The following is a 14,214-nucleotide window of genomic DNA, read 5'->3' on the forward strand; positions in this document are numbered from 1 at the left end:
AAAAAATGTGATACAGATTCGGCAATTATCTCATGATCAACCTCTGCCAATGGATCTTTTACTATTAGCTGATCCTTCAAAGGAAAAGGTTCTCACTTATGTACAATCCGGCTCTTGTTATGCCGCTTTTCATGAAGAGGATGTGATTGGTGTCTATGTGCTATCATCGCTCTCTCAGCATTCATTGGAAATCATGAATGTGGCTGTGAAGGAGTCATGGCAAGGAAGGGGAATTGGGAAGCAGCTGGTCCGTCATGCGATCGCTGAAGCGAAAGCTGCTGGTTTTCATACGATTGAAATCGGCACAGGCAACTCGAGTATTCAGCAGCTCGCACTTTATCAAAAATGCGGCTTCCGCCTAACGTCGATCGATCGAGATTTCTTCCTTAAGCATTATGATGAACCAATTTATGAAAACGGGATTCAGTGTATAGATATGGTACGGCTGTCACTCACATTTCAAGCAGACTGACTATTTGTTCAGCCTGCTTTTTTTATGCTCTTCGCTTTTTCACAGCATGAATCACATATTGAATGAATAAGTAAAGCACAGTGCCAGTTAAAAAGCAGACAACGCATCCAAAAAGCGTCGCCTCAGAGCTGAATTGATACTCTTCAATTTTCATGATATAAAATGGCATGCCAAACAGCGTTGGACTTGATTCGATATGATTGACCTCTAACAGTAGTAAAAAGACAGGGGTCATAAACACAGCAAATATATACAGCATCGCAAGTGTTAAGCCGCTAGAAAACGAATGAAATACTTTGATCATCTCTTTCTCTCCTTTATCTCTTTTAAACTGGCTGTGATATTTTTCCCGTCTGGGCAAGCTGGATGCAGCATCACAGTGTTCAGTAAAGAAAAAAACAGCAGCTGATGGCTCACCGGATGCTTCCACATCAAAAAAAGCACAATCGAGCAGAGTACCGGAAACAGCGGACCTGCAAGTGCCACCATCAAATTAAAGATCGGCCGGGCAAATGTCTCATGAATGATCGCCACATGCTTCCAATCAATCGCTACCACAAAATCAAAGAGCGGCCTTTTTTCGACTTTGTTACATACCATGATCATCAGCATATGACCGAGTTCATGTATGAGCACAACCGCTAGTAAACTAATGACAAGCCCCATCATCGCAATATCGGCCTTTTTAACATCACAGCATATATACAACTGAAAAAGACAAGTGAACCAAGCAGATAAGCGGTGGCAAGAAGAAAAATATTAGCTGACAGCCACTCTAATAAAAGCATATCGATGAAGCTGAATACAGCTATCATCATCACGATGACAAATAGTTTATTAAAATCACTGATTTTCACGACAAACCCTGTACAGGCTGCCATGACGGTCATGAATAAAATGGACAAACTCGCCAAGCCATGACCTTCACTTTCAATTCCAATCACCAAATAAGCAAGGCTAATATAGACAAAATAAATGAGTAAATTGATTGTGTAATAAAATAAAATTCTCGACAATATATACGCGCCCTTTGATGTATTTAACATAAAGATGGCCCGTTGATTGAGATGATATTCTCTGCCAATCATCAGTGGAAGCATGATCAATATTTCCTTTAACGCAAACTGCACAATAAAGGCATACAGCCAGCCAGTTTCTTCAGGTGTAAAAACAAATGGCAGCCCAGCCGTCAAACAAACGAGAAAGAGGAACAAAATGCCTTGTTCTTTAAAAACAGCTGATCGAATGAAATAGACCATTTCCTGCCGCAGGTGCGTCAGAAAGGAAGAATACGTCCTGATTTTCTGGTAAGAAAACGACTTTATCTCTGTTTTCAGCTGCAAAAACATTTGATGAACATAGCAAGCTGCTAAACCTTTTACCCATAGCCATCCAGCGCTTAGAAGGATCACCAGCAACGTCAGATAGACAGCCGGCCATACATGGATCATCTCCATCGCTTTTTGAAAAAGAAGAAATATGAGTACTTGAAGTGCCGCAAAGCCGGTCGTTTGCAGCAGTAAATGCTCCTTTGTTTTTGATACGAAATGACTTACACCGATCCGCAACAGCATCCATGAAGAGAGCGTATAAAGTGCCAAGATGCCGCATGTGATGCAGACAACGATGATCCAATACAAAGATGGGATGACACCCGTGATAAAAAGCCCTAATACAATCGGTAAAAAAAGCAGTCCAGCCATGAGAAAGCAAAAAAGCACTGGAAAGAAATATGCACAAAGGACAAATGGTACACTTTGTATCGCACTGTTCAAAAAGTAGAATTGATATTCTTGGCGCTTCAGTTTATTCCGGGATAACACAATCCCTGCTCCTAAAAGTAAGAGCGACATTTTGACAAATTGGATGTATAGCGCAGCTGGCTCACTTTCACCTGCCTGCATGTAAAAGCGCAGGCTGATGACAACGTATATCGCATAGATGAGCAAGAGAAAAACGGTGACTGCGAGAAGCTGCAAAGGATACTTTTTTCCAAGCTGTTTTCCTTTCGTTGTCAGCATACCCCATTCGATTTTATGAAGAACGTGTCGTGTCCAAATCATTGAGTAACCTCTCCACCTGCATATAGTAATCTCGATTTACTTCTTTATAAATCTCTTCAAGTGCCTGATGAGGATATGTCTGATTCGTTTCTTGGCGGGACATATTCAGCTTGACGTCACCATTTCTTAAGATCATGAGATGATCATATAATGTATCACCAAAGCTCAAATGATGAGTTGAAATCAGAATGCCAGCACCTTGATCTCTCAGCTTCATGAGCACCTTTTTTAAGATGATCATCATATCTGGATCAAGTCCGTTCGTTGGCTCGTCAAACACATAATAATCACACGGTCTGAAGAGCTGCGAAATGATCTGTGTTTTCTTTTGATTGCCATACGACAGCTGAGCGATTGGCTGATCCATATACGGATTCAGCTCAAACAAATCGATGAATGTCTCTTCCCGTGTGACATCTTGCTCATGTGGCAGCTGAAGTAATTGAAAGTATTCCCTCGGTGTTAAATAATCGAACAACGCATGATCATCAGGAATATAGGAAACATGTTTTTTCAAAAGGGAAATATGTGCTGAGGATTGAAGGTTCAGCTGTTCACCATGTAAGGAAACGCAGCCAGTAAATGGCGTCAGACCAAACATAGCTTGGATCATTGTTGTCTTTCCTGCCCCATTGTGTCCTAAAAGAAGCATCGTCCGGCCTTTCTCCACATTCATTTGTATATGGCGGAGAGAGAAGGTGCGGCTATACGTTTTTTCTTGTAATTGTAATGTCAGCATCATATTCCTCCGTTTGTTTCAGATGGAACAGATGGCCTCGCATCTGTTCTCATCCCTGTTAGAAACCGCATTTGATTTTCACGTACATGCCTAAGAACTTGAATTCGCCTAAAAATTTAGAGCCTTTTCCAAAGGTCTTGCATGCCCAAATCAATGCTGCGACTGTCACAATACCTAAAATAGCGGCAAGGACATAAATCCAAAATGCATTTTTCTGTACGTTCTTAGAAGTTAGAATTCGTTGCTTCCTTTCATCATAGGCCACCAGTAGGTGAAGGACATACATATACACTCCTACTGGAAAACGAAGGCTAAAAGGATTCAGCATCTCATCACCCCCTAATATATGTAAAATGATACCATCCCCCATACAGAAAACATAAGTTCATTTCAGATCATATTTTTAGTCGATTTTTCATGATCTATTGCTTATAAATAGTCGAGCTGCGCGCTTTCCCTCTGACCGAAGGACGACTTTTTACAAAAATAGGATGCGACTATTGAAACAGCTGCGGGATCTCATTCAACAAAAAAACGCTGCGCCCACTCTTATATAAGAGAGGAACGCAGCGCGTGACATTACATTATTTATTCAAGTTATAGAATGTTTCAATGCCGTGGTATTGAGCTGTTTCAGCCAATTGATCTTCGATGCGAAGTAATTGGTTGTATTTCGCCACACGGTCCGTACGAGACGGAGCACCTGTTTTGATTTGTCCAGCGTTTGTTGCAACAGCGATGTCTGCAATTGTGCTGTCTTCTGTTTCACCAGAGCGGTGAGAGATCACAGCTGTGTATCCTGCACGTTTTGCCATTTCGATTGCATCAAATGTTTCAGTTAATGTACCGATTTGGTTTACTTTGATTAGGATTGAGTTACCAACGCCGTTTTTGATTCCTTCAGAAAGCTTCTTCGTGTTTGTCACGAATAAGTCATCTCCTACTAGCTGAACCTTGCTGCCAAGGCGCTCAGTTAATAGTTTGTGACCTTCCCAGTCGTTTTCATCAAGGCCGTCTTCGATCGAGATGATTGGGTATTTCGATACCATATCTTCATACCAGTCAACCATTTCAGCAGAAGTTTTCACAACACCTTCACCTGATAAATGATATTTACCGTCTTCTTTGTTGTAGAACTCAGAAGATGCAGCATCCATTGCAAGTTTCACTTCTTCACCTGGTTTGAAACCAGCTTTTTCAATCGCTTCTACGATTGTTTGAAGTGCTTCTTCGTTAGAACCAAGGTTTGGAGCGAATCCACCTTCGTCACCTACAGCTGTGTTTAAGCCTTTTGCACTTAATACAGATTTCAGGCTATGGAAGATTTGTGCGCCCATGCGAAGTGCTTCACGGAAGTTTGGGGCACCTACAGGCATAATCATGAATTCTTGAATGTCTACGTTGTTATCCGCATGCTCTCCGCCGTTGACGATGTTCATCATTGGCACTGGAAGCGTTTTGGAGTTGAATCCACCAAGGTATTGGTAAAGTGGAATTTGTAAGAAATCAGCAGCCGCACGTGCTACAGCGATAGATACGCCAAGGATTGCGTTTGCGCCTAATTTCCCTTTGTTTTCTGTTCCGTCAAGTTCGATTAACATTTTGTCAATTGCTACTTGTTCAGTGACATCAAAGCCTAAAAGCTCTGGTGCAATGATTTCGTTTACGTTGTTTACAGCTGTCAGAACACCTTTTCCAAGGTAACGGTCTTTGTCTCCGTCACGTAGTTCTACTGCTTCATATTCACCTGTAGAAGCACCACTTGGTACTAGTGCACGGCCAAAGCCGCCAGATTCTGTGTAAACTTCTACTTCAACTGTTGGGTTACCGCGAGAGTCTAATACTTCGCGTGCATATACGTCAACAATGTATGGCATCGTTATTTCTCTCCTTTTGAATCAATTTGTTATTTCTGAATCAATGATGTTCCTGTCATCTCTTTTGGTTTTTCAACACCAAGTAAGTCTAAAAGTGTTGGAGATAGATCGGCTAGAATGCCGCCTTCTCTAAGCGTTGCACCTTTTTTCGTTACGATGACTGGAACAGGGTTTGTCGTATGTGCAGTATGCGGCTTTCCTTCTTCGGTAATCAGCACGTCTGCGTTACCGTGGTCTGCCGTGATGATGGCATGTCCGCCTTTTGCTAGGATTGCGTCGACAACAGCTCCTAAGCACTCATCTACTGCTTCAATGGCTTTGATTGTTGGCTCGAGCATACCTGAGTGACCAACCATATCCGGGTTAGCAAAGTTCAGGATGATCGCATCATGCTTGTCAGCATTGATGTCTGCAACAAGTGCATCCTTTACCTCATAAGCGCTCATTTCTGGCTTGAGGTCATAGGTTGCCACATCTGGCGAATTGATCAAGATGCGGTCTTCACCAGGAAATTCTTCTTCACGTCCACCGCTCATAAAGAACGTCACGTGAGGATATTTCTCTGTTTCAGCAATCCGCAGCTGTTTCAATCCATTTTGCGCTAGCACTTCTCCTACTGTGTTATCCAAATTCACTGGTTTGAAAGCAACATAGCCATCAACCGTTTCACTGAAGTGTGTGAAGCAGACGAAGTGTAAATTCTTCGGATGTGCTTCCCCGCGGTCAAATGAGCGGAAATCTTCATTTGTGAAGGTGTTCGAAATTTGGATCGCACGGTCTGGGCGGAAATTATAGAAAATCACAGAATCGCCGTCGTTTACTTTAGCAACTGGCTCACCGTTTTCTCTCGTGATGACAGATGGAATAACGAATTCATCGTAGATTCCATTTTCATAGGAGTCATCAACGACATCATAGATGTTTTGATAACTTGGGCCTTCACCATACGCCATCGCGCGATATGCTTTCTCCACACGATCCCAGCGTTTGTCACGGTCCATTGAGTAATAGCGTCCAGAAAGTGTTGCCACTTCTCCGACACCGATTTCTTTGATTTGCTCTTCAAGCTGTTTTAAGTACACTTTGGCTGTCTTCTGACCAACATCACGTCCATCCAAGAAGCCATGAATGTATACTTTTGTTAAGCCTTCTTTTTTCGCTAGTTTCAGCAAGGCAAAAAGATGCTGGATGTGGCTGTGCACACCGCCGTCTGACAAGAGACCGAATAAATGAAGGGCCTTGTCATTCTCTTTTGCATAAGTCATTGCCTCTAGGAACGTTTCGTTTTTCTCAAATTCCCCATCACGAATGGCAACATTCACTCTTGTTAAGCTTTGATACACAATGCGTCCTGCACCGATGTTCAAATGCCCAACCTCAGAGTTCCCCATTTGACCTTGCGGGAGGCCTACTGCCTCACCTGAAGCCGTTAAGGTTTGATGCGGGAATTCGTTCCAGTAGCGGTCGAAGTTCGGTTTCTTTGCTTGGGCAACAGCGTTACCTACTGTTTCGCCTCTTAAACCGAATCCATCTAAGATGATTAATGCAGCTGGTTTCTTACTCATATTGACCTTCCTCCAATAATTGAACGAAAGACTGAGGTTCTAAGCTTGCGCCGCCTACCAAAGCACCGTCAATATCGGATTCTGCCATATATTCTTTAATATTCGCAGGTTTCACGCTTCCGCCATATTGAATGCGAAGGCTGTCTGCCGCTTCTTGACCATATTCACTTGCAACCGTTTGACGGATATGCGCACAAACGTCGTTTGCATCTTTCGCTGTAGAAGATTTCCCTGTACCGATCGCCCAAATTGGCTCATATGCAATGACAGATTCAGCGACTTGCTGAGTTGTTAAACCAGCTAGTGCTTTCTTCACTTGATCAGCGACAAGTTCATTTGTTTTGCCAGCTTCACGCTCTTCAAGCGTTTCACCTACACAAATAATTGGAACAATACCATGCTTAAATGCAGCATGTGCTTTTTTGTTCACTGTTTCATCTGTTTCAGCAAAGAATTCACGGCGCTCTGAATGACCGATCACTGAGTAGCCGATGCCAAGATCTTTTAGCGCAGCAGGGCTGATTTCACCAGTGAATGCACCATTTTCTTCAAAGTGCATGTTTTGTGCACCAATTTTAAGGTCTGTTCCGTTAGAAAGGCTGTTTAGCTTTTCAAGGAAAAGGGCTGGCGCACAGACAATTGCTTCCACTTTGTCAGGAGATGGAATGGATGACTTGACTTCTTCAACGAAGCTAACCGCTTCGCCAAGTGTTTTGTTCATTTTCCAGTTCCCAGCTATAATTGGTTTTCTCATGATTGACACTTCCTTATAGCAGTTTTGGTCTTATTTATCGTTTAATGCAGTAACACCTGGAAGCTCTTTGCCTTCCATAAATTCAAGTGAAGCGCCGCCGCCTGTAGAAATATGGCTCATCTGATCAGCAAGACCAAATTTCTCAACAGCTGCTGCTGAGTCTCCACCGCCAATGACAGAATATGTATCTTTTGCTTCTGCCAGTGCTTCTGCGATTGCTTTTGTTCCTTTAGCGAATGCGTCGATTTCAAATACACCCATTGGTCCATTCCAAACAACAAGTTTGCTGTTTTTAATGACATCAGCGTACTTGCCTATTGTCTCTGTTCCAATATCAAGTGCTTCTAGATCACTTGGAATTTCAGAGATTGGCACAATGCTCGTATTTGCATCATTTGAAAAGTCGTCGGCTACCAGAACATCTGTTGGAATCAGGAAGTTCACGCCTTTTTCTTTTGCACGGTCCATAAAGGATTTTGCTAAATCAACTTTGTCTTCTTCTAATAAAGATTTTCCTACTTCGTGGCCTAGTGCTTTCACAAATGTGTAAGCAAGTCCGCCGCCGATGATGAGGTTGTCCACTTTATCAAGAAGACTTTCAATCACACCGATTTTATCCTTTACTTTTGCGCCACCAATAATCGCTGTAAATGGGCGATCAGGGTTTGAAATGGCTTTTCCTAGAACCTCAAGCTCTTTTTGCATGAGGAAGCCCGAAACAGCCGGAAGATATGCTGCAATACCAGCAGTGGATGCATGTGCACGGTGTGCAGCACCGAACGCATCATTGACATACACATCAGCTAAATCAGCAAATGCTTTTGATAGTTCAGGATCGTTCTTTTCTTCACCAGGATAGAAACGAACGTTTTCAAGCACTAGCACATCTCCTTCTTTTAAGTCAGAGATTTGCTTTTTCACGTTGTCGCCATAAGCTTCATCCGCTTTTTTCACTTCTTGTCCAAGAAGCTCTTGCAGACGTTTCGCTACAGGTGTCAGACGCAATTCTTCAGTAACTTGACCCTTCGGACGACCCAAATGACTAGCTAGCAGTACCTTTGCGCCTTGTCCTGTTAAATACTCAATCGTTGGTAATGCTGCGCGAATACGAGTATCATCCGTCACTTTTCCATCTTTCATTGGAACGTTAAAATCTACGCGGCAGAACACAACTTTACCTTTTACGTCAATGTCTTTTACTGATTTCTTATTCATGCTCGTCAGGAGATCCTCCTTTATTCTGGTTTCCTTACGCATTGGACAAGTCTCTCTTTATCCTTTTCCCATTTTGCCCTCATCAAAACGAGAAATCGTGCAGAACGGATAAAAACAGAGAAAAAGGGAAAGGGATGCTTCCCCTTCCCTTGTCCGTCTTCATTATATCGTGTCTCTAGGAAAGAACCAAGTGAGTTCCTTCAGTGTGACAAATTAAAGACCTTGTTTTGCAATGTAAGCTGCAAGGTCAACAACGCGGTGAGAATATCCACTCTCGTTATCGTACCAAGAAATGACTTTCACCATGCTGCCTTCCATTACCATTGTAGAAAGAGCATCGATTGTTGAAGAGTTTGCATTACCATTGTAGTCACCAGATACTAATGGCTCTTCGCTGTAGCCAAGGATTCCATTAAGTTCTCCTTCAGCTGCTTCTTTAAGTGCTGCATTTACATCTTCAGCCGTTACATCTTGGTTTAATTCAGCTACAAGGTCAACTAAAGAAACGTTAGGTGTTGGAACACGCATAGCGCCACCGTTTAATTTACCTTTAAGTTCAGGCAATACAAGTGAAACAGCTTTTGCAGCACCTGTAGAAGTTGGGATGATGTTTTCCGCAGCTGCACGAGCACGACGGTAGTCTTTGTGCGGAAGATCAAGAATTTGTTGGTCATTTGTGTATGAGTGAACAGTTGTCATCATACCGCGTTTAATACCAAATTTATCGTTAAGTACTTTTGCAAATGGAGCTAAGCAGTTTGTTGTACAAGATGCATTAGAGATGACATCGTGGCTAGCTGCATCGTATTTGTCTTCGTTTACACCCATAACGATTGTGATATCTTCTTCGTTAGCAGGAGCAGAGATGATGACTTTTTTAGCGCCAGCTTCTAAGTGTTTTGCAGCGTCTGCACGTTTTGTGAAGAATCCAGTAGATTCAACAACGATTTCTACGCCTTGTTTACCCCAGCTTAATTTCGCAGGGTCACGCTCAGCTGATACTTCGATTGTTTTACCGTTCACTACTAAGTTCGTACCGTCTACAGAAACCTCTGCATCTAGTTTTCCGTGAACAGAGTCATATTGTAAAAGGTGTGCAAGCATGTTAGCGTCTGTTAGATCGTTAACCGCTACTACCTCAACTTCAGGATTGTTTAATGCTGCACGAAATACGTTACGTCCAATACGTCCAAATCCGTTAATACCGACTTTTACTGCCATGATGTTTCCTCCTTTTATAGGTCACAATGTTTTATATTGAGGGATCAATTGACTCCCTTAATAACTCTTTTGCGGCTCCTTCGTCTGTGACGAGAACCGTTCGGCGGGGTTTTTTGAAATAAGCTTCAATGGCCCCTGCCTTTGATGATCCACCTGCAACAGCAATGATGTGTGGAATGCTTTCTAAATCATCTAGCTGCATGCCGACGGAGTGCACTTTGTGGACGACCTCACCATCACGGTTAAAGTAATAGCCAAAGGCCTCTGTCACTGCGTCATGCTCATCAATCTTTTTTAAATCTTCAGCTGGTGTGTTTCTTCTCATCGCCATTGTTTTTGCTTCACCGATTCCATGAATGAGCATCGTGGATGATTTAATCGTTTGAAGCACTTCTTTGACTGATGGCTCTTCAATAATGGAAGAGTAAGCACCTTCTGACAGCTGTCCTGGAACAAACAGCAGTTTGTAAGTACCGGAAGCTTTTTCAGCCATGTGGGCACAAATGGTGTTTGCCTGATTTTTTACATTCTCCCCAAGACCGCCTCTTGCAGGGACAAACATCATGTCTCTGTTTTTGGCATCAGGGGTCATCATTTCGGCAACGGCTTCCATCGTCGTTCCGCCAGTGACGGCGACGATATTATTTCCAGTAAACCTTTTTTTCATACACTGGACAGCAGCTCTTCCCATTTCTTGCTTCACCCACGGGGATTCGTCACTGTCACCAGAAACGATCATGACTTCTTCTAGGCCTAACTTCCTCTTTAATGTATTTTCCAAAAAGGTTAAGCCTAAAACGTCCTTCATCATTCCTTCAAGCATTTCAAGCAAAGCATGACCTTCAGTCGTCAGCATCATTCCGCTCGTTTTGACATCCAGCAGATTTTGTTCTTTTAAGAACTGAACTTCAGCTCTTAAGATGCGTTCACTGAGACCTAGACTCGTCGCAAGGCTTCTGCGGCCGATTGGTTCAGCTAGCCTGATGTATTGCAAAATGTCGTAGCGTTTTTGCATAACTGTGAGAAGATCTGGCAATAATTTTTTTTGAGCTTCCAATAAACGATTCATGGCTAACGACCCTTTCTTTTCACGTTGGACTAAAAACGTCCCACTGTGACAAAAAACGTCCCGCCACAGCCAAAAAAAATCAATCCCTGCTTTCTTTAATTATTTTAACAGGATAATCTTGCATTTTCAACTCTTACAAACACATTCAGACAAAAAATAGACACATTTTCACCGATAACCTGCTTGTCATCAAGGTTCTTGCTATGATATTTCTTTTTAAAATATTTTATTTTCTTCTATATTGAATGAATGCATCCATGAAAGTGTGCATGCGTAAGAGGTCCGCATGCACATTTTTTGGTCTAGTCGGTCTTTTATGTTTTTGGGACTCCTTCCTCTTCGTCGAAACGCTTTGCCTCTTCCTTCGGTTTGATTTTTAGATAATAAATGATGTAGCAGGCTGCCATGAACGGAACGCCGCAATAAAGGCCAATCCGCTGATCCTCAATAAAGAATAGGCTGATGAGCACGATGCCAAATGCGATGAAGCCTGCTAGGGGGACAAATGGATAAAGTGGTGTACGGAAAACAAGATCCTTTACATCTCCACCGTCTTTTATGAATTGTTTTCTAAAGAAATATTGAGACAAACAAATGGACATCCACACCACAACAAGAACCATTCCAGAAATTGAAATAAGCCACACATACACCGTTTTTGGCGCCACAACACTTGTGAGCAAAGATAGAGCGGATACACCCATTGTCACCAATAATGCATTGATTGGGATTTTACGCTTGGACAGCTTTTTCGTAAAGTCAGGTCCTTTCCCGTCCTTTGAAAGCGACCAGAGCATACGTGATGATGCATACAATCCAGAGTTTGCTACAGATAAGACAGCTGTGATAATAATAAAATTCATGATATCTGCAGCATATGGGATGCCGACCTTGTCCAGCACGACCACAAACGGACTGTCGACAGCGCCTGCTGTCTGCCATGGAAGAAGTGCGGCTAAAACCGCAATGGATAAAACGAAAAAGACCATTGTTCTCCAAATAATATTTCGTATTGATCGAGGCAATGTTTTTTCAGGGCTTTCACTCTCACCTGCTGCGATCCCTACAAGTTCTGTTCCTTGGAAGGAGAAATTGACGGTGACCATGGTTAATAAAATAGCAAAAACACCATTAGGAAATAGTCCGCCATGATCCGTCAAATGACGAAATAAAGGGGCTGGTTCTCCGCCTTTTAAATGGATCATTCCGAAAATTGCGCCAATTCCGATGATAATAAACAATAGGATGGCCGCAACCTTGATGGCTGAAAACCAAAACTCCGTTTCAGCGAAGCTGCGAGCAGAGATGGCATTCACGGCAAATAATATGACGCTAAATGCTAGACACCAGAGCCAAACCGGGATATCTGGAAACCACCTTTGGAGCAATATGCCTGCTGATGTAAACTCCAGTCCAATCGTACACGCCCAGCTAAACCAATACAGCCAGCCGATCATAAAGCCTGTGGACGGGCCGATATATTTGGTTGCATATTCCTGAAAGGAACCCGCTGTCGGCATCGCCACTGCTAATTCTCCAAGACACAGCATGACCAAATACATTAAAAATCCGCCAATGATAAACGATAGAATGGCTCCCCCTGGTCCTGCCTGATGAATAATCAATCCTGATCCAAGGAAAAGGCCCGTACCGATGACGCCGCCTAAGGCAATCATAAAGAGATGTCTGCTTTTCATGGAACGCTCTAGTTCATTATGCTGTTCTTGCATCAAATCCACTTCCCCACTTTCCCTCTTCTATTCATCATCCTTTGACAAAATTCGCTGTTCATTGAAAAAGAAAGGGAGAAAGTGAAGCTTCCTCCCCCTTTGTCATTTAAGCTTGAAATAGTGCTTCAATATGACCAATCGCCCAGTCTAAATCTCCTTTTGAAATGGTCAGTGGTGGTGCAAAACGGATGACTGTTTCATGGGTTTCCTTACATAACAATCCTGCTTGCTTCAGCTTTTCACAATAAGGTCTAGCTGCCTCTTTCAGCTCCATGCCTATAAATAGTCCGCGGCCGCGCACTTCTTTAATCACAGGACTTTGAATGCGTGACAATTTGTCTTTGAAGTATTCGCCAAGTTCCATCGAGCGTGCTGCAAGCTTTTCGTCAATTAAAACATCCAGTGCAGCAAGCGACACCGCACACGCAAGAGGATTTCCTCCGAAGGTAGACCCATGAGAACCAGGGTTAAACACGCCTAAAATATCGCGGTTTGCTACAACACACGAGATTGGGAATACTCCGCCGCCTAAAGCTTTCCCAAGAATCAGCATATCTGGCTCAATGTCTTCCCAATCACACGCAAACATCTTACCTGTTCGTGCTAACCCCACTTGAATCTCATCCGCAATGAACAGCACATGTTCTTGTTCACAAAGCGCTTTGGCATCTTTCAAGAAACCTTCTGGCGGCATAACAATACCCGCTTCACCTTGAATCGGTTCAATGAGGAAAGCCGCTGTCTGTGGTGTGATCGCTTCACGTAATGCTTCAATATCTCCGTAAGGAATCAGCTTAATTCCAGGAAGCATTGGACCGAAACCTCTCTGGTATTCTGCTTCTGAGGAAAGAGACACAGCCGTCATCGTTCTCCCATGGAAATTGCCAACACATGCAATGATTTCTGCACGATTCTCTTCGATTCCCTTCACATCATAGCCCCAGCGTCTTGCGGCTTTTACAGCGGTTTCTACAGCCTCAGCACCTGTATTCATTGGGAGTGCCATGTCTTTATTCGTCAGTTTGCAAATTTTTTCATACCAAGGACCAAGCTGATCATTATGAAAGGCTCTCGACGTCAGTGTCACGCGGTCTGCCTGTTTTTTTAGCGCTTCAATAATGCGGGGATGGCGATGTCCTTGGTTCACTGCGGAATACGCACTCAGCATATCCATATATCGATTACCTTCAGGGTCTGTCACCCACACCCCCTCAGCCTCTGAAATCACAATTGGCAGCGGATGATAGTTTGCCGCTCCATATTGCTCTGTTTGTTGAATCAATTCATTTGTCTGTGTCATCATCTATTCCTCCTTCTGTAAGGTCGCTTTTTTCAATTGGGTTCATCTTCATCCATATGTTATGCAAGGATCGTGCCAACTTTCTGACCGCTTGATCACGGGGGACTATCTCATTCATTCCGCAAAAATTATTTGCATGTGCCGAATTTTATAGAGGAAACCGCAAAATTTTTCATGTAAAATAGAGGTAACGTCAGGAGGTGGCGCAA

General features: G+C 43.0%; 14 protein-coding genes. 1 reads left to right on the forward strand and 13 read right to left on the reverse strand.

Annotation, left to right across the window (positions count from 1 at the left end; translation table 11 throughout):
- The first annotated feature begins 7 nt into the window (after positions 1 to 7).
- A complete protein-coding gene (locus tag ACQYAC_RS09795; RefSeq protein ID WP_429943195.1) occupies positions 8 to 472 on the forward strand; it encodes a GNAT family N-acetyltransferase in 465 nt (154 codons plus the stop codon).
- A gap of 22 nt (positions 473 to 494) precedes the next feature.
- Here ACQYAC_RS09795 and ACQYAC_RS09800 read toward each other — a convergent pair whose 3' ends face one another.
- The 13 genes from ACQYAC_RS09800 to ACQYAC_RS09860 form a co-directional block, all read right to left on the reverse strand.
- Positions 495 to 776, reverse strand: a complete 282-nt coding sequence (locus ACQYAC_RS09800) for a hypothetical protein (RefSeq protein WP_061409652.1) — start codon at positions 774 to 776, stop codon at positions 495 to 497.
- Positions 773 to 1,141, reverse strand: coding sequence for a hypothetical protein (locus ACQYAC_RS09805; protein WP_429943196.1), 369 nt, complete (start codon positions 1,139 to 1,141; stop codon positions 773 to 775). Before ACQYAC_RS09805 ends, ACQYAC_RS09800 begins: the two co-directional genes overlap by 4 nt.
- Entirely contained in the window at positions 1,138 to 2,535 is a 1,398-nt protein-coding gene (locus tag ACQYAC_RS09810) for a hypothetical protein (RefSeq protein WP_429943197.1), read from the reverse strand. Before ACQYAC_RS09810 ends, ACQYAC_RS09805 begins: the two co-directional genes overlap by 4 nt.
- Positions 2,507 to 3,274 (reverse strand): ATP-binding cassette domain-containing protein, encoded by a 768-nt coding sequence (locus ACQYAC_RS09815; RefSeq protein WP_429943198.1) that lies wholly within the window; start codon positions 3,272 to 3,274, stop codon positions 2,507 to 2,509. The genes ACQYAC_RS09810 and ACQYAC_RS09815 overlap by 29 nt, the downstream gene beginning before the upstream one ends.
- A 58-nt stretch (positions 3,275 to 3,332) precedes the next feature.
- Positions 3,333 to 3,602, reverse strand: a complete 270-nt coding sequence (locus tag ACQYAC_RS09820; RefSeq protein ID WP_323639370.1) for a hypothetical protein — start codon at positions 3,600 to 3,602, stop codon at positions 3,333 to 3,335.
- A gap of 256 nt (positions 3,603 to 3,858) precedes the next feature.
- Complete coding sequence (gene eno / locus ACQYAC_RS09825) at positions 3,859 to 5,151, reverse strand: phosphopyruvate hydratase (RefSeq protein WP_012011300.1); 1,293 nt, start codon at positions 5,149 to 5,151, stop codon at positions 3,859 to 3,861.
- Positions 5,152 to 5,180: 29 nt separating this feature from the next.
- A complete protein-coding gene (gpmI, locus tag ACQYAC_RS09830) occupies positions 5,181 to 6,716 on the reverse strand; it encodes a 2,3-bisphosphoglycerate-independent phosphoglycerate mutase (RefSeq protein ID WP_012011301.1) in 1,536 nt (511 codons plus the stop codon).
- Positions 6,709 to 7,470, reverse strand: coding sequence for a triose-phosphate isomerase (tpiA, locus tag ACQYAC_RS09835; RefSeq protein ID WP_034660024.1), 762 nt, complete (start codon positions 7,468 to 7,470; stop codon positions 6,709 to 6,711). The genes gpmI and tpiA overlap by 8 nt, the downstream gene beginning before the upstream one ends.
- A 30-nt stretch (positions 7,471 to 7,500) precedes the next feature.
- A complete protein-coding gene (locus tag ACQYAC_RS09840) occupies positions 7,501 to 8,685 on the reverse strand; it encodes a phosphoglycerate kinase (RefSeq protein ID WP_003213359.1) in 1,185 nt (394 codons plus the stop codon).
- A 213-nt stretch (positions 8,686 to 8,898) separates the two neighbouring features.
- Entirely contained in the window at positions 8,899 to 9,906 is a 1,008-nt protein-coding gene (gene gap / locus ACQYAC_RS09845) for a type I glyceraldehyde-3-phosphate dehydrogenase (RefSeq protein ID WP_012011304.1), read from the reverse strand.
- Between the two features lie 31 nt (positions 9,907 to 9,937).
- The gene (locus ACQYAC_RS09850; protein WP_058013660.1) at positions 9,938 to 10,975 is read right to left on the reverse strand and encodes a sugar-binding transcriptional regulator; all 1,038 of its coding nucleotides are present in this window, start codon (positions 10,973 to 10,975) and stop codon (positions 9,938 to 9,940) included.
- A gap of 314 nt (positions 10,976 to 11,289) precedes the next feature.
- Positions 11,290 to 12,705 (reverse strand): amino acid permease, encoded by a 1,416-nt coding sequence (locus ACQYAC_RS09855; RefSeq protein ID WP_429943199.1) that lies wholly within the window; start codon positions 12,703 to 12,705, stop codon positions 11,290 to 11,292.
- A 106-nt stretch (positions 12,706 to 12,811) separates the two neighbouring features.
- Positions 12,812 to 14,005: an ornithine--oxo-acid transaminase gene (locus ACQYAC_RS09860; RefSeq protein ID WP_429943200.1), complete on the reverse strand. Its 1,194-nt coding sequence runs from the start codon at positions 14,003 to 14,005 to the stop codon at positions 12,812 to 12,814.
- Positions 14,006 to 14,214: the final 209 nt, after the last annotated feature.

It is taken from the genome of Bacillus sp. MM09(2025), assembly GCF_050496725.1.
GTDB lineage: Bacteria > Bacillota > Bacilli > Bacillales > Bacillaceae > Bacillus > Bacillus pumilus.

What these genes read in the sequence shown, in the direction of transcription:
- ACQYAC_RS09810 (WP_429943197.1), bottom strand. Translation starts at nt 2,535, where the DNA reads ATGATTTGGACACGACACGTTCTTCATAAAATCGAATGGGGTATGCTG.
- ACQYAC_RS09840 (WP_003213359.1), bottom strand. Translation starts at nt 8,685, where the DNA reads ATGAATAAGAAATCAGTAAAAGACATTGACGTAAAAGGTAAAGTTGTG.
- tpiA (WP_034660024.1), bottom strand. Translation starts at nt 7,470, where the DNA reads ATGAGAAAACCAATTATAGCTGGGAACTGGAAAATGAACAAAACACTT.
- ACQYAC_RS09815 (WP_429943198.1), bottom strand. Translation starts at nt 3,274, where the DNA reads ATGCTGACATTACAATTACAAGAAAAAACGTATAGCCGCACCTTCTCT.
- ACQYAC_RS09820 (WP_323639370.1), bottom strand. Translation starts at nt 3,602, where the DNA reads ATGCTGAATCCTTTTAGCCTTCGTTTTCCAGTAGGAGTGTATATGTAT.
- gpmI (WP_012011301.1), bottom strand. Translation starts at nt 6,716, where the DNA reads ATGAGTAAGAAACCAGCTGCATTAATCATCTTAGATGGATTCGGTTTA.
- ACQYAC_RS09800 (WP_061409652.1), bottom strand. Translation starts at nt 776, where the DNA reads ATGATCAAAGTATTTCATTCGTTTTCTAGCGGCTTAACACTTGCGATG.
- gap (WP_012011304.1), bottom strand. Translation starts at nt 9,906, where the DNA reads ATGGCAGTAAAAGTCGGTATTAACGGATTTGGACGTATTGGACGTAAC.
- ACQYAC_RS09860 (WP_429943200.1), bottom strand. Translation starts at nt 14,005, where the DNA reads ATGACACAGACAAATGAATTGATTCAACAAACAGAGCAATATGGAGCG.
- ACQYAC_RS09805 (WP_429943196.1), bottom strand. Translation starts at nt 1,141, where the DNA reads ATGATGGGGCTTGTCATTAGTTTACTAGCGGTTGTGCTCATACATGAA.
- ACQYAC_RS09850 (WP_058013660.1), bottom strand. Translation starts at nt 10,975, where the DNA reads ATGAATCGTTTATTGGAAGCTCAAAAAAAATTATTGCCAGATCTTCTC.
- ACQYAC_RS09855 (WP_429943199.1), bottom strand. Translation starts at nt 12,705, where the DNA reads ATGCAAGAACAGCATAATGAACTAGAGCGTTCCATGAAAAGCAGACAT.
- eno (WP_012011300.1), bottom strand. Translation starts at nt 5,151, where the DNA reads ATGCCATACATTGTTGACGTATATGCACGCGAAGTATTAGACTCTCGC.